This window comes from Flavobacterium collinsii (assembly GCF_902804485.1).
GTDB lineage: Bacteria > Bacteroidota > Bacteroidia > Flavobacteriales > Flavobacteriaceae > Flavobacterium > Flavobacterium collinsii.
Genome location: NZ_CADCST010000138.1, coordinates 39,499 through 59,995, shown reverse-complemented (window position 1 = coordinate 59,995; position 20,497 = coordinate 39,499). Strand labels below are relative to the sequence as shown.

Below are 20,497 nucleotides of genomic sequence, written 5' to 3'. Positions count from 1 at the left end.
ATTTCTTAAACTGTCATTTTCTAAATCTCTTAAATTTAAAAGTGCTTTAGATCTCACATAAGTAGATTCGCTACGAAGTGACATAGTGTATAATTTTTTAATATCCTCTTCTTCAAAATCAGCAGATTTCAGACTTGAATATTTCAAAATAAACTGAGCAAACAACAGTGAACCTTTATTATTGTTAATATTCTTCTTTAAAGAATTTTGCAATAAAGAAAAACTAGAAACATTTTTGATGCTCTCCCCTATTGCACTTTCAATCGCAATACGCTCTGCTTTGGTCTCAACTTTAAAATATTTATTGATTTCTTTTAAAGAATTGTTGATACTGTTTTCTTCTTTTTTACCCTTTTCTTCCCAGGCATCTTTTAGTCCAACTGTTTTGTTAAATACTAATTTTGAAGGAGTTGAATCTTTATCAACAGTAAAATAACCTAAACGCTGAAACTGAAATTTATCTTCATTTTGAGCTGTGGCCAAACTTGGTTCAACAAATCCTATGATAGTTTCTAATGAATTTGGATTGACAAAATCTAAGAAATTTTTCTCTTTATAACTGTCCGGAGCTTCATCAGTAAACAAACGATCGTACATACGAACTTCAGCTTCAACAGCATGCTGAATAGAAACCCAATGTAAAGTTCCTGATACTTTTCGCTGACTTGCTTCGGTACCACTTCCACTTAAAGAATCAGTATCATAAGTTACATGAATTTCTGTAATATTTCCATCAGCATCTTTTATAACACTTTCTCCTTTAATGATATAAGCATTCTTAAGACGTACTTCTTTACCTAAAGTCAAACGGAAAAATTTAGCCGGAGCTTCTTCTAAAAAGTCTTCTCTTTCGATATATAATTCTCTTGAAAAAGGTACTTTTCTGAAACCGGCATTCTCATCTTCCTGGTTGTTCTCGGCTTCCAACCACTCCTCTTTTCCTTCAGGGTAGTTCGTAATTACCAATTTTACAGGGTCTAAAACCGCCATAACACGAGGTGTAATCTTGTTTAAATCTTCACGGATACAGAACTCTAAAACAGATACACTAATCAAGTTATCACGTTTTGCAATACCAATTGTATTGGCAAAATTACGCAATGAAGCAGCCGTGTAACCACGTCTTCTTAATCCCGAAATAGTTGACATTCTTGGATCATCCCAACCGTTAACATGCTTTTCCTTAACCAGTTGCTGTAATTTTCTTTTACTTACAACAGTATGTGATAAATTACGTCTTGCAAATTCTCTTTGCTTCGGACGTAGTTTATTTTCTTCTAAAATCTGATCTAAAAACCAATCGTATAATTCACGATGTGGCAAGAATTCAAGTGTACAAAATGAGTGTGAAATGCCCTCTAAATAATCGCTTTGTCCGTGAGCCCAATCGTACATTGGATAAATTTTCCAACCATCACCTGTTCTGTGATGATGCTTATGTAAAATTCTGTACATAATAGGATCTCGCATGAGCATATTGGTCGATTTCATGTCAATCTTAGCACGAAGTATATGCGTACCAGCCTCAAATTCTCCGTTTTTCATTCTTTCAAATAAATCCAGGTTCTCTTCAACCGAACGGTTTCTGTACGGACTATCCGTTCCTGTAGTGGATGGAGTTCCTTTTTGAATGGCCATATCTTCTGAAGACTGACTGTCTACATAAGCTTTATCTTTTTTTATCAATAAAACAGCCCAATCGTATAGTTGCTGAAAATAATCTGAAGCATAACGTTCTTCTGACCAGGTATATCCTAACCACTCCACATCTTTTTTAATAGCATCAACAAACTCCTGCTCTTCTTTCTCCGGATTTGTATCGTCAAAACGTAAATTTACAGGTGACTGATAATCAATCCCCAAACCAAAATTTAATGCAATAGAACTTGCATGTCCAATGTGCAAATAACCGTTTGGTTCTGGTGGAAAACGAAAATGAAGTTTAGTTTTAGAAAGACCTGATTTTAAATCTTCTTCTATGATTTGTTCAATAAAATTGAGTGATTTCTCTTCTGATGCCATTATTTTATAGTAATTTTAGCAAAGATAAAAAAGTTTACAGTTTTCGGTTTACAGTTTACAGTTTTCTTTAGAAACTTATCAGTAAACGTGCAACTTGGAACATAAAACCTGAAACTAAAATTAAAAATGGGAGTTATAAAATTAAAAAACATTCGTACTTTTTCGTACCACGGATGTTTGATTGAAGAAGGAAAAATTGGATCTGATTACACTGTTGATATAAAAATTAAAACCAATTTACAAAAATCAGCACAAACGGATCATTTATTAGACACTGTAGATTATGTACATTTGAACAAAATTGTAACCGAAGAAATGGCAATTCGGTCTCATTTATTGGAGCATGTTGCCAAAAGAATCAATATTCGTGTACTTTCGGAGATAGAAATGATAGAAAAAACGACAGTTTGGGTTTCTAAAATAAATCCTCCTATTGGTGGTGATGTTGAAACAGTTACTATAAAAATGACGGAAATCAGAAAGTAATTTTTTCTAAAAAAGAACTAATTTTTTAAAATAGTTACTTTGAAACTTTTGAATTTTAAAGATTTTAGTTACTTTTGCCATCCGTTCAAGTAATGGCGTCGTGGCCGAGCGGCTAGGCTGGGCTCTGCAAAAGCTCCTACTCCGGTTCGAATCCGGACGATGCCTCAAAAACCTCTAAAGAAATTTAGAGGTTTTTTTTATGTTTACTTTTTAGAAAAAATTAGATAAAGAGTTATCTTCGAATCCAGACGATACCTCAAAAAGAGATACAGAAATTTAGAGTTTTTTTTATTTTTTCTAAATATTTTAAACCTTTCCTGTTTACCATCTTCGTAACATAACTTCACAACAATTGTCCAATCTTTGTGGAGTTTCTTGTGAAGATTTCTTCTTCGTCGAAACGACACACTTTACGTAAAATAACTTTTTCAAACTTCTAAACTAACAGTTATAAACATAAAAAAGTCTCTGAAATTCAGAGACTTTATAGTATATTTCAGAGTTATCAACAACTACTTTTCAATCTTCTCAAAAGCATTTTTAACCATTTCTTTCTCTTTTGGAAACCAACCCTGGATCATTAAAGCTACTCCAAAAACCATTAAAACAATACTGATTCCTTTCTTTATTTTCAGGATGTTAGTAGGTGTCATTTTTGATTTTAATTGTTTGGCAAGTAATATCTTAAGACAGTCAACCAATAAATAGGTTATGATAACCGAAGTAAAAAAAGTAAACATTCTTGAATTTTGCATTTCTAATTTTGGACCAACAGAAATAATAACCGCTAACCAGAAACCAAGTACACCAATGTTAATAACGTTGAGTAAAAAGCCTTTTACAAATAAACTTCCATAGTTTCTTTTAATAATATCACGATCAATTTCTTCATCGTTAATCTTTTCTTCTTTCCTTAATCTTACGAAAGAAATTATACCATAGGCGAGCATAATAATTCCACCAAAAATAAAAAGAGCAGGTTTATCTTTTAAACTCTGAATCAGTCTGTAACTTCCCAAATAAGCAACTGCAATAAAGAAAATATCACCTAATACTACACCAAGATCAAAAACTATTGCAGCTCTGAATCCTTTTGTAATACTGGTTTCCAATAGTATAAAAAATACCGGACCTACCATAAAACTTAAAAAAAGTCCCCATGGCAGTCCAGCTAAAATATCATTTATCATTCAAATACAATTTCTTATTTTACTTCTTCGATTTTACCTCCAAAAACCGTTTTCTGATTAATTTGTTTCGGTTTTCCATAAATGTAAATAGAGCCTCCTGCGCTCACTTTTGCATCAACAAGGGTTGAAGCATTCACATCTGCTTTTCCTCCCGCAGAAACGCTTACTTTCGTTTGTGAGGTCTTTAATTTACTTGCCAGCAAATAACCACCGGCTCCAAGACTCGCATCCTGATTATCTGCCTTACCACTTAAAGTGATTGAACCTCCGGAAACCGAACTTACATTTAGTTTATCAACATTCAATTCAGCATTTATAGTTCCGCCTTCTTGTGCACTTACTTTAAATACCGTCGCTTTTATAACATCTTTACTGGTTACATTAGCTCCTTCATTGACATCTATAAGCTCTAAACGTTTGTAATATACGGTAATATCCAAATCATTTCCTGATAATAGCTTAGGAAAAGGCATCCTTAATTTTAATAAACCTTTCTTGTTAACAACTTCAACTTCTGATTCTCTTGCTCCTTTAATCACAATCTTGTTCTCTGAAGACTGAACTAATTTTACACTTAACTTATCGAATACTTTAACGGAATCAAAATCACCTAATTCTTTGGTAACCTGACCAAAAGACATCTGAACAAATAAAATTGCAGCTCCAATAATTAACTTTTTCATACTTTTATTTTTTTAATTAAACTTCTATTATGCTCTTCTTAAAAAATGAAAATCCAATTGTTTTTTAACTAAATCAGCATTTTTAACTTTTACGTAAATTTCATCTCCTAATTGTAAAATGCTATTTGAAGTGGCTCCAACCAATGCATATTGTTTTTCATCAAAAGTATAGTAATCATCTTTTATCTCTCTGATCCTTACCATTCCCTCACATTTGTTGGAAACAATTTCAACATAAATTCCCCATTCTGTAACACCCGAAATAACTCCCAGGAATTCTTCGTCCTGGTGATCCTGCATGTATTTTACCTGCATGTATTTGATACTGTCACGTTCAGCATTAGTCGCTAAACTTTCCATATTCGAACAATGTAAACATTTTGTTTCATAAGCTTCTTCATCTACAGAAGCTCCGTTGTCTAAATAATACTGCAATAAACGATGTACCATGACATCCGGATAACGACGAATTGGTGATGTAAAATGGCTGTAATAATCAAAAGCTAGACCATAATGTCCAATGTTTTCTGTCGAATATTTGGCTTTACTCATACTTCTAATAGCTAGAGTATCAATTAAGTTCTGCTCCTTTTTACCATTTACTTCTTCCATCAAAGCATTCAGTGATTTCGAAATATCGCCTTTGTTTCTAAAATCTATTTTATATCCAAATTTAGCAATTACGGTTTGCATCGCAATTAATTTGTCTTCATTAGGTTCATCGTGAATCCTGTAAACAAATGTTTTCTTTTGTTTTCCAATGTACTCCGCCACTTTTCTGTTGGCTAAAAGCATGAATTCTTCAATTAAATGATTGGCATCTTTTGAAATTTTGAAGTATACTCCTTCCGGTTCCCCTTCGGCATCCAGGTTAAATTTTACTTCTACTTTATCAAAAGAAATAGCGCCATTGGCCATTCTTTTCTTTCTTAAAATCTTAGCTAATTCATCTAATTTTAAAGTAGCTTCGGTAATTTCATCCGAAACCACATAAGATTCTCCGGTGATTGAAACATCAACAGGAATTGTATTGTCTTTTGTTTCAATAATATATTGCGCTTCTTCGTATGCAAATCGCTGATCGGAATAAATTACTGTTCTTCCAAACCATTGGTTAATAACTTGTGCAGTTGGCGAAACTTCAAAAATTGCAGAGAAGGTATATTTCTCTTCATTCGGACGTAACGAACAGGCAAAATTAGATAAAACTTCCGGAAGCATTGGCACTACTCTATCCACTAAATAAACCGAAGTTGCACGTTGATACGCTTCATCATCTAAGATTGTTCCTTCTTCCAGATAATACGAAACATCGGCAATATGAATACCAATTTCGTAATTTCCATTCTCTAACTTTTTGAAAGACAATGCATCATCAAAATCTTTTGCATCTTTTGGATCTATCGTAAACGTAAGTGTATCACGCATATCACGACGTTTTGCAATCTCGGCTTCCTGAATCGAAGTATCTATTTTTTGGGCATACACCTCTACTTCTACCGGAAAATCTGCCGGTAAACCGTATTCAGCCAAAATAGCATGAATCTCAGTATTGTGTTCACCCGGTTTTCCTAAAACTCTGATTACAGATCCAAACGGACTATCGGCTCTTTTAGGCCAATCTTCAATGGTAACTAAAACAACATCACCATTTTCGGCCTCCCCTATTTTATCTTTTGGAATAAAAATATCCGTGTACATCTTAGGATTTGCAGTAGATACAAAAGCAAAGTTGGCCTGAATATCTATTACTCCAACAAACTCTGTTTTATTTCTTTCTACAACACTAATAACTTCACCTTCAGGTCTTTTACCTTTTCTACGGTTATACACATAAACTTTTACCTTGTCTTTATCTAATGCCCTGTTTAAATTATTGGTTGGGATAAAAACGTCTTCGGTAAACTCATCACAAATAAAATATGCCGTTTTTCTGCTGGTCATATCAATTGTTCCTTCGTAGTAATCCTGACTTTCGGCTTTTACTAAATATTTACCCGGTTCAGATTCTATAATTTTTTTTGAAGCAGCGAGAATCTTTAAATCTTTTATAATCTCATTTCTGCTTTTAGTATCATCAAGTTCTAACTTTGCTGCTATTTGTTTGTAGTTGAATGCTTTATTTGGGCTTTGCGATAAAATTTTTACTATTTTACTGGAGAAATCTTTCTCCTTTTTTATCGGCTTTCTAATTTTCTTACTCATATATCTTTTCTTAAAAAGTTAAAATTACAAATAAGATATCAGATTATAGATTTTAACAAATAAATTATTAAAAATATAACTTTCGTATCTTTACAAAAAGACCCAATATGGAAAGCTTTAAAACCATTGCAGTATTCAATTACCTGCACGAAACAGTTGTTCTGAAACACTTATTAGAACAAGAAGAGATTCCTTATTTTTTTGAAAACGAAATGACTCTCTCTGTTGTTCCCATGTACACCACAGCTCTCGGCGGAATCAAACTCAAAGTTCATCCAAACGATTTCGAAGAAGTTCAGCAAATTCTGGACAATCTTAATAACCCACTTAAAATTGTTTGATCTCTTCTTTTTTCAATTTCAAAAAAATATTTTTCTTTTTAATCTTTCAAAGTTGTCAACATATATTAAATACAACAAAAAGAAAAATTTAAATTAAATTAATTTTTGTTTGTTATTATAGCTTGTTAATATGTGCTATAAATTTATTTTTAAAAGCATTGAAATGAAGTTTCTCTTAGTTATTTAGAGTTATCAACATACTTATATTTAGTTAAAAGTCTAATTTATAAGAGTTTTTGTATTTTAATTAACAACGGTTGACAACTAAAAATGAATTGATTTTGTAGATAAGTTCACTTGTTGATTTTTGTTGAAAATAGCATTTTTGATATTGATAACTTTTCCAAAAATTCCTCAAACTTTATTAGGTTATTTCATTCCGGTTTTGGATTAGGTTTTTTTTCGACACGACCAAAAAAAACTTCTAATTTTCTATCTCAACTTATTAACAAATAATGTTAACTTAAAGTTAATTGAATATCAACGAATTAGCTTTTGCTATTAACATTATAAAATTTTAACAAAATAACTGATTATTATTTATTGATTATGAGCCACTTACAGAGTTGTTAATAATGTTAATAAGTGTTAATATTTTGACTGTAAGCTAATTAGATTTATGATCTTTACGCCACGAATTTCATTAATTAAATTTAAACCTTTATAAATAGTTTTGATTGTTAAAAAGAACAATAATTAGTGCTAATTAGTAAAATTCGTGGCTAACTTTTTTCTAAATAGTACACAGCTAAGAAATTCTTTAAGTAAATTTGCAGGACACAACTTAATAGTAATTACAATGAAAATTTCGATAGGAAATGACCACGCAGGGCCAGAGTATAAAAAAGCAATTGTTAAGATGCTTCAGGCAAAGGGATATGAAGTAACTAATTATGGTACAGACTCAGAAGATTCTGTAGATTATCCGGATTTTGGTCATCCGGTTGCAAATGATGTATCTGAAGGGAAAGCTGATTTTGGAATTGTAATCTGCGGAAGCGGAAACGGAATTGCTATGACTGCAAATAAACATCCTAAAGTGAGAGCTGGGTTATGCTGGACTAAAGAAATAGCCTATTTAACACGTTTACACAATGATGCCAATATTGTGAGTATTCCGGCACGTTTTACGTCTATTCCACAAGCAGTTGAAATTGTTGAAACCTTTTTAACAACTGAATTTGAAGGTGGAAGGCATCAAAACAGAGTAAATAAAATAGCTTGTCAGTAAAAAGTCAAAAATTGCGGGTGCTTCGCACCAAATATAATATAAATAAGCCGGGCGGATTTTAATAATTCATCCGGTTTTTTGTTTAAATAATAGATTTAAATATTTGATAAAAAGGTATTTACGTAGTTATTAACAATGCAAATGTTTAAATCTTAGCCTTTAATTTTAGATAGATCAAGACAATCTGAATGAAAAAAATAAATGAGAATTTTATAATAAAAGAAGATTTACTCGTTTTATGTCTGAAGGATAACATTGCTAACAATAATCCAACAGTTCCACCAATAGCTTCCAGAAAAAATAAGGTATTTTCGGGAATTCTTTGTTTGTTTTTTCGGGCTTGATATTTATCATATCCCGCGAGAATAAAAACGGTGATATTTACAACTAAAAAATACGTTAATAAAACTTCCATTGGCTAAAAATTAAAAACAAAGATATTATTTTAGCCGGGTGATTGTTTAATCTGTTGTTGATTTTGAAAGACAGGTTATCTCATTTTCTAATCCAGAAATTATTTCATTATAAAGTATGACTAATATTCAATTTATTGCGAAGTCTGTAACAACAGCAGCAATTAACATTCAAAACACGGTAAAATTATTAGAAGAAGATTGCACGATTCCGTTTATTTCCCGTTACCGAAAGGATACGACCGGAAATCTTGATGAAGTTCAGATCGAGCAGATTGCAAAACTTCAAAAGGAATATGAAACGATCGTAAAACGTAAAGAGGCGGTTTTAAAATCGATAGAAGAACAAAAATCACTTACGACTGAATTGAAGCATAAGATTGAGCAAAGTTTTGATTTACAGGAAATAGAAGATTTTTATCTTCCGTACAAAAAGAAGAAAAAAACAAAGGCAGATGTGGCACGCGAATTTGGTTTAGAACCTTTGGCAAAAATCATTATGTCTGAAAATGATGTTGATGTTGATTTTATTTCGACACAATATCTAAATGAAAATGTTGTTAATGAGGAAGCTGCCATGCAAGGTGCTAGAGATATTGTTGCCGAATGGATTAACGAAAACATTTATGTTCGTAAACAATTGCGTAGATTATACCAAAGAAAAGCAACTATTGGAACTAAAGTTGTAAAAAAGAAGAGTGAAGAAGAAGGAGCTCAAAAGTTCAGCCAGTATTTTGATTGGGAAGAACCATTAACAAAAGCGCCTTCGCATCGTTTATTGGCAATGCTTCGTGCTGAAAAAGAAGGTTTTGTGAAAATGAAAGTTGATGTTGATTTAGATGAAGCTTATGATATTATTGACGAAATCATCATTAAAAAACAAAATAGTACAACAGCACATTTACAGCTAGCGATTGAAGACAGTTACAAACGATTGTTAAATCCTGCTATTGGAAATGAAACGCTGCAAGAAGCTAAAGCAAAAGCGGATGCGAATTCAATTCAGGTTTTTGCAAACAATCTGGGACAGTTATTATTAGCACCGCCTTTGGGTGAAAAACGTATTTTGGCCATAGATCCCGGATTTAGAAGCGGTTGTAAAGTAGTTTGTTTAGACGAAAAAGGAGATTTGTTGTATAATGAAACAATTTATCCGCATGCGCCTCAAAATGAGGAAACCATGGCGATCAAAAAAATCCGTTCTATGGTAAACGCTTATCAAATTGATGCGATTTCTATTGGAAACGGTACTGCTTCGCGTGAAACGGAATTTTTCATCAAAAAAATCGCGTTCGATAAACCGTTACAGGTTTTTATTGTTTCTGAAGCGGGAGCGTCGGTATATTCAGCATCAAAAATTGCGAGGGAAGAATTTCCAAACTATGATGTTACGGTTCGTGGATCGGTTTCTATTGGAAGACGACTTTCAGATCCTTTGGCAGAATTGGTGAAGATTGATCCAAAAGCAATTGGAGTTGGACAGTACCAACACGATGTGGATCAGACGAAATTAAAAGAAGAATTAGATAATACGGTAATTCGTTGTGTGAACTCGGTTGGAATCAATATCAATACGGCGAGTAAACATTTATTGAGTTATGTGAGTGGGATAGGAGAGAAGCTGGCCGAAAATATTGTTCAATACCGTTCCGAAAATGGTCCTTTTGAAGACAGAAAGCAGCTGAAAAAAGTACCTCGTTTAGGTGATAAGGCTTATCAGCAAGGGGCTGCTTTTATTAGAATTACAAATGCTAAAAATCCGCTGGACAATTCGGCTGTGCACCCGGAAGCTTATCCGGTTGTTGAAAAGATGGCAAAAGACTTAAAACTTTCTGTGAATGATCTAATTGCGAATAAAGAGAAAACGGCTCTTATTAAGGCCGAAAACTATATTACTCCTGAAATTGGGTTATTGACTTTAAAAGACATCATAAAAGAGCTTGAAAAGCCTGGATTAGACCCAAGAAAGTCGGCTAAGGTTTTTGAATTTGATGCAAACGTAAAATCAATTAAAGATTTGAAAACCGGAATGATTTTACCGGGAATTGTGAATAATATTACCAATTTTGGTTGTTTTGTTGATATCGGAATTAAAGAAAGCGGATTGGTTCACATTTCTCAGTTAAAGGCAGGTTTTGTGAGCGATGTAAACGAGGTGGTAAAATTGCATCAGCATGTTGACGTAAAGGTTACTGAAGTTGATGAGGATAGAAAGAGAATTCAGTTGACGATGGTATTATAAAATATGGAATAAAAAAAATCCCAAATTACAATCTTAATAATTGCAATTTGGGATTTCTAACAACTCGAAAGTTATTATTTTGTTTCTTCCTCTTCTTTTTTAACAGGAGGCGTAGGCGCGGTTTGATCGTCTTTAGCAGCGTTCTTAAATTCCTTAATTCCACTTCCTAAACCTTTCATTAATTCCGGAATTTTTTTACCTCCAAAAAGTAATATCACGATACCTACTATTACAAGGATTTCTGTAAGACCTAATCTTCCCATGGTTTGTATATTTAATGCCGAAGCAAATTGATTTCTAATTGTTCCGCAAATGTATATAGAATATACGAAGAACAACAGGATTTGGATTAAAATATTTGTTTGTGACAGCGTTAAATATTTTATAAAATAGTAAAATAAGTGTATTCGTTCATTTTTGTTCCGCAGTAACAAGACGATTAATTATTATATTTGCTCGTATTAAATAGCCATAATGACCAAGAAAAAGTTCAATTTCAGGAAAAGATTATTCATCAAAAACCGATTGGTGATTTTGAATGAGGATACTTTTGAAGAAATTTTTTCATTCAAACTTAATTTAATGAACGTTTTTGTGACGTTTACTTTGGGGGGAATTTTTTTAATTTTAATCACCACTTTCATCATTGCTTTCACGCCTTTACGTGAATTTATTCCTGGGTATTCTTCTTCTGAACTAAAAAAGAATGCAACGGAATTGGCGATAAAATCAGATTCATTAGAAACTGCTTTAAAAAAAAATGAGGCCTATATAAAAGGAATTCAAAAGGTTTTAAGAGGAGAACTGGAGTATGCAAAATTCAATAAAGATTCTATTCTAGCAGAAGCAGATGAACCTTCAGAGGTGAATATGAAGCCAACAGAAGAAGAGATTAAACTAAGAGAAGAGGTGGCCAGAATGGAGAAGGAGTCGGGTGAAAAGACCCGAAATAAAAACAAAAGTGACAAGAAATAATATATTAAACAATGTCTATTAAATCAGTAGCAGCAAAATTATTTGCCAGCACCATATATTATCAAACAACGGCTTGGGCCAATAAGCCCGTTGAGACTCAACAGGCCGTATTTAAAAGTTTGGTTAATAGCGCTAAAGAAACTCAGTTTGGTGTTGATCATCATTTTGATAAAATTAAGACAGTTCACGATTTCAAGAAGCGTGTTCCAATTCGGGATTATGAAGATTTAAAACCTTATATCGACAAAGTTCGAATGGGAGAAAAAAATATTCTGTGGAAAGGAAAACCGCTTTATTTTGCAAAAACATCCGGAACTACATCTGGCGCGAAGTATATTCCGCTGACTAAAGAGTCGATGCCCTATCATATTGAAGCTTCGCGAAATGCAATTCTTCACTATATATATGAAACTGGAAATGCCGATTTTGTTGATGGAAAAATGATTTTTCTGCAAGGAAGTCCGATTTTAGTTGAAAAGTACGGAATCAAATTTGGAAGATTATCAGGAATTGGAGCGCACTTTGTTCCAAAATATCTTCAAAAAAACCGAATGCCATCTTGGGAAACCAATTGTATCGAAGACTGGGAAACTAAAATTGATGCCATTGTTGAGGAAACCATTGAGCAGGATATGACCATTATTTCCGGGATTCCATCTTGGGTTCAAATGTATTTTGAACGTTTACAAGAAAAAAGCGGCGGTAAAAAAATAGGAAATCTGTTCAAGAACTTTAATTTGTTTATTTACGGAGGAGTTAATTACGAACCGTATCGCGCCAAGTTCGAAAACATGATTGGTAGAAAAGTAGACAGCATTGAGTTGTTTCCAGCTTCCGAAGGATTTTTTGCTTATCAGGATTCTCAAAAAGCAAAAGGAATGTTACTTTTATTAAATTCAGGAATTTTCTATGAGTTTATTAAAGCCGACGAATTCTTTGAACCTAATCCTAAAAGTTTGACAATTGGCGAAGTGGAAATTGGTGTAAATTATGCCATGATTATTTCGACTAACGCAGGACTTTGGCGTTATAATATTGGCGATACCGTGCAGTTTACTTCATTGTTTCCACACAGAGTAATCGTTTCAGGAAGAATTAAACATTATATTTCGGCCTTTGGAGAACACGTTATTGCAAACGAAGTCGAAAATGCAATGAAAGAAGCGACAGAAGGAACTAATATTGTAATTAACGAATTCACAGTTGCACCACAAATAAATCCTTCAAGCGGATTGCCATATCACGAATGGTTTGTAGAATTTGAAACCGAACCTGAAAGTATTGACGCTTTCGAGGTAGCGATTGACAATTCGATGAGAAAGCAAAACATTTATTATGATGATTTGATTACAGGAAATGTTTTGCGAAAAGTAGTCGTAACCAAAGTTTCTAAAAACGCATTTCAGGAATACATGAAATCGCAAGGAAAATTAGGCGGACAGAATAAAACACCGAGATTATCAAATAATAGAGATATTGCCGATAATTTAAGATAAAATCATAATGAAACAACAGTTTAGTAACACTGCAGTTTTATGTAAGTGTAGTTTTTAATTACTATTTTCGTTGACTGAAAAACACAAAATACATCTTCTCAAAACAGAAGATTTTAAAATAAAATAAGCATGAAAGAAACCAAACATATATCACGATCAAGAGCACAGGAATCGTCTGCTGCTATAGAAAAAATGTACATTACAATGCGTCACTTATTCAACCGTGGTTTTTATAAACCAATGGGAGTTTCGGGCGATAGTTTACGTGAATCATTATTAGCATTACGTCCGGAAATTTACGGAAATATAGGTGAAGAAAAAGTAGAACTTAATGGGCTTTTGTACGTTATAGAGCGTTTACCAATAGGAATTGAGCAATGTCGTTTTATTAATTTAACTTCGGACGAAGGATATTCTAAATCACATTTTCAGCCAATTGTTCCTCCAAAAAGAAGGAGAAACTGTTACCGAATTGATGAGGAACAAATGAACGTTGAAATCACTCGTGGCCGATCTGATATTTACGATATTCTGACGCATTTGACTTTTATTTTTATCGAATCACATAAAATTAAAAACAGAGTTTTACTGGATGATGGAGGTGAGGTTTCGCGCGATTGGATGAAATTAGAGCAAGCTGTATTGCAGACGAAAAAACTTTCTCAGATTGAAAAAGAAAAAGCAATCTCTCATGTTGCCAATATTCTTGCAAGAACCTTTGAAGAGGTGTTGGATATTTATGACGCTTTTGGATCAGAAAATGCTCCGGATCGTTTCCTTCACGTTATTTACTGGTTAGGGAAATTAGCGATTGAAGAAGTTATCGACAATAATAAGCGTACCATTACATTTAGTCCGGTTTTAAGAGAGCGTTTAGGACATCATATCCATGGTGAAATTTGGGCAACCAACATCAAGGAAGTTCTGAAAGCAAATAATCTTTTAAAGCGTCCGATTCACGTTATAAGTGCCAATATGCACAGTGTAATGAATTCCATTTTTGCAACTCCGTTGTTAAAAACAAAATTTAAGGATAAGTCTGATTTTTATATTTACGAAGAGTTAAGCAAATCAGGAGCAAAAGAAATTAGAGGGCTTGTAGAAGAGCTTGCATTAAAAAATGGTATGATTTCCCTACCGGATAGTTCTGGAACGAATATCGATGTTCAGATTTTTGACACTGCCAAAATTGACTGGGCAAAAACGGCATTTCCAAAAGCTGTTCTTGATGAAGCAGCACCGGTTATTATTGTAATGGATTATGCTTTTGGGGAGCAGGCATACGAAACGATTGATGAACTTTTAAAACCATTTAAAAAAGAAACTTTACTGAATGTGAAATCAGTTTCGATTATGGGGAAAGCCGGAATTTTAGAAGGTGGAAAAGGAGATATCATGATCCCAACTGCGCATATAAATGAAGGAACAGCTGATAACTATTTCTTTGAAAACGAATTAACCGGAGCTATGTTTGAAGGCAACGACATTGCTGTTTTCGAAGGGGCAATGGTTACTGTTTTAGGAACATCATTGCAAAACAGAGATTTATTGAAATTCTTTCACGAATCGACCTGGGGTGTAATTGGTCTGGAAATGGAAGGTTCTTATTATCAGAAAGCGATTCAGTCTGCCTCTAAAATAAGAAAAAGTGTACCGCATGATATCAAGGTTCGTTATGCTTATTATGCATCAGATAATCCATTAGAAACAGGCAGCACGTTAGCTTCAGGCGGATTAGGTACTACCGGTGTAAAACCAACTTATCTGATTACCATTAAAATTTTAGAACAAATTTTCAACGTAAAATAACCACATAAATGAGTACAAAAATACCCCAAAATAATGCCGATCAGGAAATTGATTTAGCCCTGGTTTCAAAAAAAATCAATAATTTTTTTCAGGGAATCAATGCATCTATCTTCAGGGGAATCCAGTTTTTTATTAGAAATTGGGTCATTGTTTTAATTTTAGTTTTGGTGGGATTTGGTTTGGGAATGTTTTTAGACAATACTCAAAAAAGGTATGAGCATGAAATTATTGTGGCTCCAAATTTTGGTAGTACGGATTATTTATATGCAAAAATTGATTTAATCAATTCTAAAATAAAAGAAAACGACACGCTTTTTTTGAAAGAAACTGTTGGAGTTAAACAACCAAAAAGTCTTAAATTTATTGAAATCAAACCGATTACTGATATATATAAATTGATAGAAAATAAGCCGGAAAATTTTGAATTAATTAAGTTGATGGCTGATAATGGTGATATTAAAAAAATTATTGAGGATAATTTGACAAGTAAAAATTATCGATATCACAGAATTTCGGTTGCCACAGATGATCTGAATGGCGATAAAATTACAAAGTCTCTTCTGAATTTTTTAAATGAAACAGAATATTACAAAAAAATCCAGGAAGCAAAACTGATTAATGTCAAAGAGAAAATGACACAAAATGACACGACTATTTCTCAAATTAATGGTGTATTACAAGGGTTTTCTTCGAACCTGAATAGCTCTCAAAAAAGTGACAAGTTGGTCTATTTTAACGACAATACACAGCTTAACGATGTTATTAAAACTAAGGGAGATTTAGTCAATGAGCAAGGAAATTATAAAATTGAATTAATAGGATATGATAAAATTGTTAAAGATATCAGTACAACGTTAAATATCGAAAAAACAGGTTTACTTTATGGAAACAAGAAGTTAATATTACCTTTATTGTTTATTTTTATTTATATTTTATTAAAATCTTTTAAATCTTTTTACAGAAAACAAAAGTTGATTTTAGAGAAAAATAATTAATATTTTAATGACTACCTAAAACGTAATATTATGAGTTTAGGTTGAGCATTTTTTTTTTAAGTTTAAAAAACTAATTTAGCCGAAAAATTTTAATAATGAGAACAAAACTAATTTTTGCAAGTTTGATTTTATTAGTATCTTTTACTTCCTGTAAGAAAGAAGTAAGTAAAGACGAGGTCAAACCAATTGAAGTTGAAACAAAAAAGAATAATTTCCAAGTAACCTTAACCGCAACAGTAAAAACTGATGATAATTTTCAGCTGTATTATAGTGAGGATGAATATGAGGTACCTTTTAAAGAAGAAAATTCTGTTTGGATGGCCGTAAAAGCTAATGATAATCCACAAGATATCGTTTTTAATTTGCCTGAAGATGCAATTCCGAACTATATCAGAATTGATTTTGGAACAAACGAAGGACAAAAGGAAATCATTATTAAAAATTTTAAAATGAAGTACTATAGTAAAAGTTTTGAAGCGAAAGACTCACTATTTTTTAACTATTTTATTCCAAATGAATGTATAAAAGTTCTTGACAAAAAGAATTCGATTATACAAAACATCAAATCTAAGGATGGAAAATATGATCCGTTGTTTTATTCAGAAAAAGCACTTTACGATCAAATTCAATTAATTGTAAAATAATTATTTTACATTGTTTAAAAGCCACAATTTGTGGCTTTTTTTATCTTAAGTTCCTAATATTGAATTTTATCATTTTAGAATAAACCTTAAAGTCTTATACTGTATTTATAAACAAACCCTATTATCTTGCTTAAATCAAAACACCTAAATGTATTTCAAAATAATAGAATTAAAAATTTTGTTATTTATGGAATTGGTCAGATTGTTAATCTGGTTAGCCCACTTTTGGTAATGCCTTATTTGGTTACTATTTGTGAAAAAGAAGGGTTGGGAAAGATTGGAGTTGGGTTTTCGTTTGCTTTAATATTTAATGTTTTGGTTGACTATGGATCTTATATTAACGGAACTAAAGAAATATCGATCAATAGGAACAATCCTGAGATTATTAAAAGAAAAATAGTTTCTATCTATGTAATGAAACTGTTTTTGATTGTAATCTTACTATTTCTGGCTTTTTTGCTTATTTATTTTGTGCCTTTTTTTAATAAAGAACAAGCTCTTTTCTTTTTTAGTTTTTTGTATGTAATTGGTCAATTAATAAATCCAACATGGATTTTTCAGGGTTTGGAAAACTACAAATGGATTTCTTTTATTAACATTATTTCTAAAGTAATTTATGTGGCTGGTATTTTTATTTTTATCAGTAAAAAGGATGATTATATTTATGCAAATGCTTACTTGGGAGTAGGGTTGATAATTTCGAGTTTAATAGGATTAATTAGTCTGATAAAAAAATACGATTTGCGATTCTATCAAAATGCTACAAAGGATGCGTTATATTTATTAAGAGAGGAATTTTCTTTGACCTTTTCACAACTATTCCTTTCATTTTACCAATATTTGCCTATAATGATAATTAGTTATGTAGGAGGAAACAGTATGGCGGGACAATATAGAATTATAGATCAAATTATTATGACTTTCAGAACCTATTTGCAAATGTTTTTCAATTTTATATATGCTGATGTTTGTTTGCAGATACATAAAAATTTAAAAAACGGAATTTTGCACTGGTTAAATTACAATGGTCTAAATTACTTGTTTGTACTAGTATTAGTGGCCATAGCATTTATTTTCACAGAGCAAATTTTATTATATTTTAATATTGCTTTAAATGAATTGGATTCGATGACATTCTTTTTTAGGTTAGGTTTGATTATCCCGGTATTTATGACAATTTCTATTGCTTTAAAGCAGCTGATTTTTGCATTAGACAGCAATAAGGCATATATAAACATAACAATTGGTTCTTCTATTTTTAGCTTGTTGGTATTCTTTTTATTAGTAAAAAATATTGGACTGCAAGGTGCTTTTATTGCCACGATTATCATAGAAATAATGGTGATAGTTTTATATTATATTGTTTTAAAACCAGTAATTAGATTAAGCAAGTAATCATGAATATCACTATTTATAAAAGTTTTCCTTATCAGATTTTATTTTTGCTTTGTATTGGAGTTTCTTTGTTTGCAAATTATGAACTCACTTTTGCGGTTTGGACTTTAACTTTACTTGCAACAATAAAAAGAAAATACTCTGTTACAATAATTAAGTATTGTTTCATTTTTCTCTTAATACTTTTAGTTGCAATTGTTTCTACTTTATTCAGTAAAACAACTGTTTTTTTATTCGTTAGAGATTTTACATATTTATTTAAACCCATTTTAGGATTATTAGTAGGTTATCAACTGTGTAGATTTAGTAGTAAATTAGCGTTAAAAGTTATAGTTTATACCGGATTAGCGATTTCGTTAATGCACCTGGCAATGCTGTTTTTTACGGTTATTGAGTTTAGAACTTTAAGTGTTAATCTTTTAAGAGAGCATGGAGGCTATTTTAGTGATTATGAGATCTATGTATTAATCATACTTATTTTTTATAAAAATCTGGAGTTAGAAATTTCAAAGAGGCAGAGACTAATATTAATGTCGATAATAGGTCTATCGAGCTTTCTATATTTAGCAAGAACAAATCTGATTCAGTTTATAATCTTATATGTCGGTTTAAAAGGATATTTGATTTTTAACAAGAAATCTTTAAGAGTAATTTTATTTGTATTACTAGGTACTGTTATTGGGTATACAGCGATTGTTTACATTAATCCAAAAAGAGAAGGGAAAGGGATACAAGCTTTTTTATATAAAATTAAAATTGCCCCTCAAGAGGCTTTTAAAACACGAATCGACAAAGAAGATTGGAAAGATTTTAATGATAATTACAGATCGTTTGAAAATATAATTGCTGTTAAACAAGTTTCAGACAAAGGAAAAAGAGCCGTTTTTTTTGGCGAAGGTTTGGGATCAACGCTTAATTTGGGTAGAAAAGTCTGGACTAACGATCACGAATATGTTCAGTATATTCCAATTGTCCATAATGGCTATATGACAGTGTTTTTAAAATCTGGATTATTGGGTGTTTTATTGCTTCTTGTTTTTTTGATTGCTTTGTACAGACAAAAAAAATCTGATATCGAAGCTGTGCAAGCCATTAATTATTTATTAATTGGCTCGAGTGTTTTTCTGATCGTTTCAAACTGGGTATTTTTGGGGTTGTATTTAAAATTAGATAATAAATCAATAATAATCGGATTCCTGATTGCTCTTAGAGAAATTATTGTTAGAGAGCATAATAGTCAAAATAGAATAGAAAATGAGGAGTAAAAATTCAACTTTTATTTTTGTTGATTGTCATGTTTTTGATGGTGGTTTTCAAGGAACAAGAACTTATATTCAGGGATTATATTCTGAGTTAATAAGGAAGAAAGAGCTTCATTTTTTTTTGGCTTCAAACAATCCACAAAATTTAGAATCGATTTTCGGGAATCATTCAAATGTTACCTATGTAAAGTATAAATACCAAAACAAATATTTGAGGTTACTAATTGATATACCGAAAATTATTAAAAAAAATAAAATTAATTTTACACATTTTCAGTATACTGTTTCCCCATTTAAAAGATGTAAATACATCGTCACAACCCATGACGTGTTATTTATTGATTTTCCGCAATATTTTCCATTTTTCAGTAAAATAATAAATACTTTACTATATAAACAAAGTGCTAAATGGGCGGATATCAGATTAACAGTTTCACAATACTCTAAAGAGAAAATTCAACAACATTTTGGATTTTCTAATTATGAGATTACACCCAATGCTATTGATAATGCTTTTTTTGAAGAATACGATAAAGAATCGATTAAAGCAAAGGTGATGAAAGAGTTCTCTCTTAAAGAATATATTATTTATGTAAGTAGATGGGAGCCAAGAAAGAATCAGCAAATGGTTTTAAAGGCTTTTGTTGATTTAGAATTATATAAAAAGTACCAACTTCTTTTTTTAGGAAACGATACTATTTTCAATCCTGAATATAATGAAGTTTTTGATCAGATAGATTCTCAAATAAAAAAGCAGGTAATTACTTTGAAAAATACCGATTTTCAGACCATGTTGTTGTTTCTAAGAGGAGCCAATGCATCTGTTTATCCTTCAATTGCTGAAGGTTTTGGAATTCCGCCCCTAGAGTCTGTTGCGGCTAAAATTCCAACAATTTGCTCAGATAAAACGGCAATGTCAGATTTTAGTTTTTTTAAAGAGTTTTATTTTGATCCCTATAACCAGGTTGAATTCAATAAAAAACTACTTCAGATCTTAGAAGAAAACCGAGATTCAGATTTTGAGTTAATGTCGCAAAAAATTAAAGAAACATACAGTTGGAAAAAATCAGCAGCAGTATTATATCAGCTTATAAAACAAAATTAAAAG

18 protein-coding genes and 1 tRNA gene are annotated in these 20,497 nt (G+C 31.7%); 13 read left to right on the top strand and 6 right to left on the bottom strand.

What is annotated here, in order from left to right; translation table 11 throughout:
• The coding region (locus tag FLA105534_RS21660) for a glutamine--tRNA ligase/YqeY domain fusion protein (protein ID WP_173968162.1) at window positions 1-2,022 on the bottom strand (2,022 nt) is incomplete at its 3' end.
• Window positions 2,023-2,148: 126 nt separating this feature from the next.
• Between FLA105534_RS21660 and folB the strand changes: the two genes are divergently transcribed.
• Together folB and FLA105534_RS21650 are read left to right on the top strand one after the other, a co-directional pair.
• Window positions 2,149-2,508 (top strand): dihydroneopterin aldolase, encoded by a 360-nt coding sequence (folB, locus tag FLA105534_RS21655; protein WP_173968161.1) that lies wholly within the window; start codon window positions 2,149-2,151, stop codon window positions 2,506-2,508.
• 94 nt (window positions 2,509-2,602) lie between these two features.
• Window positions 2,603-2,673: transfer RNA gene (locus FLA105534_RS21650), tRNA-Cys, on the top strand.
• Window positions 2,674-3,020: 347 nt separating this feature from the next.
• Here FLA105534_RS21650 and FLA105534_RS21645 read toward each other — a convergent pair.
• Genes FLA105534_RS21645 through rnr form a run of 3 tightly spaced genes read right to left on the bottom strand, consistent with a single transcriptional unit; the run spans window position 3,021 to window position 6,586 of the window.
• Complete coding sequence (locus tag FLA105534_RS21645; protein WP_173968160.1) at window positions 3,021-3,698, bottom strand: LysE family translocator; 678 nt, start codon at window positions 3,696-3,698, stop codon at window positions 3,021-3,023.
• 14 nt (window positions 3,699-3,712) lie between these two features.
• Window positions 3,713-4,381, bottom strand: coding sequence for a head GIN domain-containing protein (locus FLA105534_RS21640; RefSeq protein WP_173968159.1), 669 nt, complete (start codon window positions 4,379-4,381; stop codon window positions 3,713-3,715).
• Window positions 4,382-4,408: 27 nt separating this feature from the next.
• Window positions 4,409-6,586 carry a ribonuclease R gene (rnr, locus tag FLA105534_RS21635; RefSeq protein ID WP_173968158.1) on the bottom strand — a complete coding sequence of 726 codons (2,178 nt, stop codon included), beginning with the start codon at window positions 6,584-6,586 and terminating at the stop codon, window positions 4,409-4,411.
• 107 nt (window positions 6,587-6,693) lie between these two features.
• Between rnr and FLA105534_RS21630 the strand changes: the two genes are divergently transcribed.
• Window positions 6,694-6,927 (top strand): DUF2007 domain-containing protein, encoded by a 234-nt coding sequence (locus FLA105534_RS21630; RefSeq protein ID WP_173968157.1) that lies wholly within the window; start codon window positions 6,694-6,696, stop codon window positions 6,925-6,927.
• A 799-nt stretch (window positions 6,928-7,726) separates the two neighbouring features.
• Window positions 7,727-8,158 carry a ribose 5-phosphate isomerase B gene (gene rpiB, locus FLA105534_RS21625; RefSeq protein ID WP_173968156.1) on the top strand — a complete coding sequence of 144 codons (432 nt, stop codon included), beginning with the start codon at window positions 7,727-7,729 and terminating at the stop codon, window positions 8,156-8,158.
• A 145-nt stretch (window positions 8,159-8,303) separates the two neighbouring features.
• On the opposite strand, the gene FLA105534_RS21620 is transcribed toward rpiB, so the two are convergent.
• On the bottom strand, window positions 8,304-8,573 hold the full coding sequence (locus FLA105534_RS21620) for a DUF1294 domain-containing protein (protein ID WP_173968155.1): 270 nt from the start codon (window positions 8,571-8,573) through the stop codon (window positions 8,304-8,306).
• Between the two features lie 116 nt (window positions 8,574-8,689).
• On the opposite strand from FLA105534_RS21620, the gene FLA105534_RS21615 reads away from it, so the two are divergent.
• Window positions 8,690-10,813 (top strand): Tex family protein, encoded by a 2,124-nt coding sequence (locus FLA105534_RS21615; RefSeq protein WP_173968154.1) that lies wholly within the window; start codon window positions 8,690-8,692, stop codon window positions 10,811-10,813.
• A 74-nt stretch (window positions 10,814-10,887) separates the two neighbouring features.
• Here FLA105534_RS21615 and FLA105534_RS21610 read toward each other — a convergent pair whose 3' ends face one another.
• Complete coding sequence (locus FLA105534_RS21610) at window positions 10,888-11,076, bottom strand: Sec-independent protein translocase subunit TatA/TatB (protein WP_041519852.1); 189 nt, start codon at window positions 11,074-11,076, stop codon at window positions 10,888-10,890.
• A 211-nt stretch (window positions 11,077-11,287) separates the two neighbouring features.
• Here FLA105534_RS21610 and FLA105534_RS21605 point away from each other — a divergent pair, with 211 nt between their 5' ends.
• The 8 genes from FLA105534_RS21605 to FLA105534_RS21570 all read left to right on the top strand — a co-directional run bounded on the left by FLA105534_RS21605 (window position 11,288) and on the right by FLA105534_RS21570 (window position 20,494).
• Window positions 11,288-11,788 carry a peptidase gene (locus FLA105534_RS21605; RefSeq protein ID WP_173968153.1) on the top strand — a complete coding sequence of 167 codons (501 nt, stop codon included), beginning with the start codon at window positions 11,288-11,290 and terminating at the stop codon, window positions 11,786-11,788.
• Window positions 11,789-11,799: 11 nt separating this feature from the next.
• Window positions 11,800-13,284: a GH3 auxin-responsive promoter family protein gene (locus FLA105534_RS21600; RefSeq protein ID WP_173968152.1), complete on the top strand. Its 1,485-nt coding sequence runs from the start codon at window positions 11,800-11,802 to the stop codon at window positions 13,282-13,284.
• A gap of 129 nt (window positions 13,285-13,413) precedes the next feature.
• Window positions 13,414-15,093: a DUF6909 family protein gene (locus FLA105534_RS21595; protein ID WP_173968151.1), complete on the top strand. Its 1,680-nt coding sequence runs from the start codon at window positions 13,414-13,416 to the stop codon at window positions 15,091-15,093.
• Between the two features lie 8 nt (window positions 15,094-15,101).
• Window positions 15,102-16,088: a hypothetical protein gene (locus FLA105534_RS21590; RefSeq protein ID WP_173968150.1), complete on the top strand. Its 987-nt coding sequence runs from the start codon at window positions 15,102-15,104 to the stop codon at window positions 16,086-16,088.
• A 95-nt stretch (window positions 16,089-16,183) separates the two neighbouring features.
• The gene (locus tag FLA105534_RS21585) at window positions 16,184-16,732 is read left to right on the top strand and encodes a hypothetical protein (RefSeq protein WP_173968149.1); all 549 of its coding nucleotides are present in this window, start codon (window positions 16,184-16,186) and stop codon (window positions 16,730-16,732) included.
• A gap of 126 nt (window positions 16,733-16,858) precedes the next feature.
• Window positions 16,859-18,127 (top strand): oligosaccharide flippase family protein, encoded by a 1,269-nt coding sequence (locus FLA105534_RS21580; RefSeq protein ID WP_173968148.1) that lies wholly within the window; start codon window positions 16,859-16,861, stop codon window positions 18,125-18,127.
• A gap of 68 nt (window positions 18,128-18,195) precedes the next feature.
• Window positions 18,196-19,392, top strand: a complete 1,197-nt coding sequence (locus tag FLA105534_RS21575; protein WP_173968147.1) for a hypothetical protein — start codon at window positions 18,196-18,198, stop codon at window positions 19,390-19,392.
• Entirely contained in the window at window positions 19,382-20,494 is a 1,113-nt protein-coding gene (locus tag FLA105534_RS21570; RefSeq protein WP_173968146.1) for a glycosyltransferase family 4 protein, read from the top strand. The genes FLA105534_RS21575 and FLA105534_RS21570 overlap by 11 nt, the downstream gene beginning before the upstream one ends.
• Window positions 20,495-20,497: the final 3 nt, after the last annotated feature.

Bases quoted from the DNA above. Each gene is read 5' to 3' on its own strand.
- folB (WP_173968161.1), top strand. From the start codon at position 2,149: ATGGGAGTTATAAAATTAAAAAACATTCGTACTTTTTCGTACCACGGA.
- FLA105534_RS21645 (WP_173968160.1), bottom strand. From the start codon at position 3,698: ATGATAAATGATATTTTAGCTGGACTGCCATGGGGACTTTTTTTAAGT.
- FLA105534_RS21640 (WP_173968159.1), bottom strand. From the start codon at position 4,381: ATGAAAAAGTTAATTATTGGAGCTGCAATTTTATTTGTTCAGATGTCT.
- rnr (WP_173968158.1), bottom strand. From the start codon at position 6,586: ATGAGTAAGAAAATTAGAAAGCCGATAAAAAAGGAGAAAGATTTCTCC.
- FLA105534_RS21630 (WP_173968157.1), top strand. From the start codon at position 6,694: ATGGAAAGCTTTAAAACCATTGCAGTATTCAATTACCTGCACGAAACA.
- rpiB (WP_173968156.1), top strand. From the start codon at position 7,727: ATGAAAATTTCGATAGGAAATGACCACGCAGGGCCAGAGTATAAAAAA.
- FLA105534_RS21620 (WP_173968155.1), bottom strand. From the start codon at position 8,573: ATGGAAGTTTTATTAACGTATTTTTTAGTTGTAAATATCACCGTTTTT.
- FLA105534_RS21615 (WP_173968154.1), top strand. From the start codon at position 8,690: ATGACTAATATTCAATTTATTGCGAAGTCTGTAACAACAGCAGCAATT.
- FLA105534_RS21610 (WP_041519852.1), bottom strand. From the start codon at position 11,076: ATGGGAAGATTAGGTCTTACAGAAATCCTTGTAATAGTAGGTATCGTG.
- FLA105534_RS21605 (WP_173968153.1), top strand. From the start codon at position 11,288: ATGACCAAGAAAAAGTTCAATTTCAGGAAAAGATTATTCATCAAAAAC.
- FLA105534_RS21600 (WP_173968152.1), top strand. From the start codon at position 11,800: ATGTCTATTAAATCAGTAGCAGCAAAATTATTTGCCAGCACCATATAT.
- FLA105534_RS21595 (WP_173968151.1), top strand. From the start codon at position 13,414: ATGAAAGAAACCAAACATATATCACGATCAAGAGCACAGGAATCGTCT.
- FLA105534_RS21590 (WP_173968150.1), top strand. From the start codon at position 15,102: ATGAGTACAAAAATACCCCAAAATAATGCCGATCAGGAAATTGATTTA.
- FLA105534_RS21585 (WP_173968149.1), top strand. From the start codon at position 16,184: ATGAGAACAAAACTAATTTTTGCAAGTTTGATTTTATTAGTATCTTTT.
- FLA105534_RS21570 (WP_173968146.1), top strand. From the start codon at position 19,382: ATGAGGAGTAAAAATTCAACTTTTATTTTTGTTGATTGTCATGTTTTT.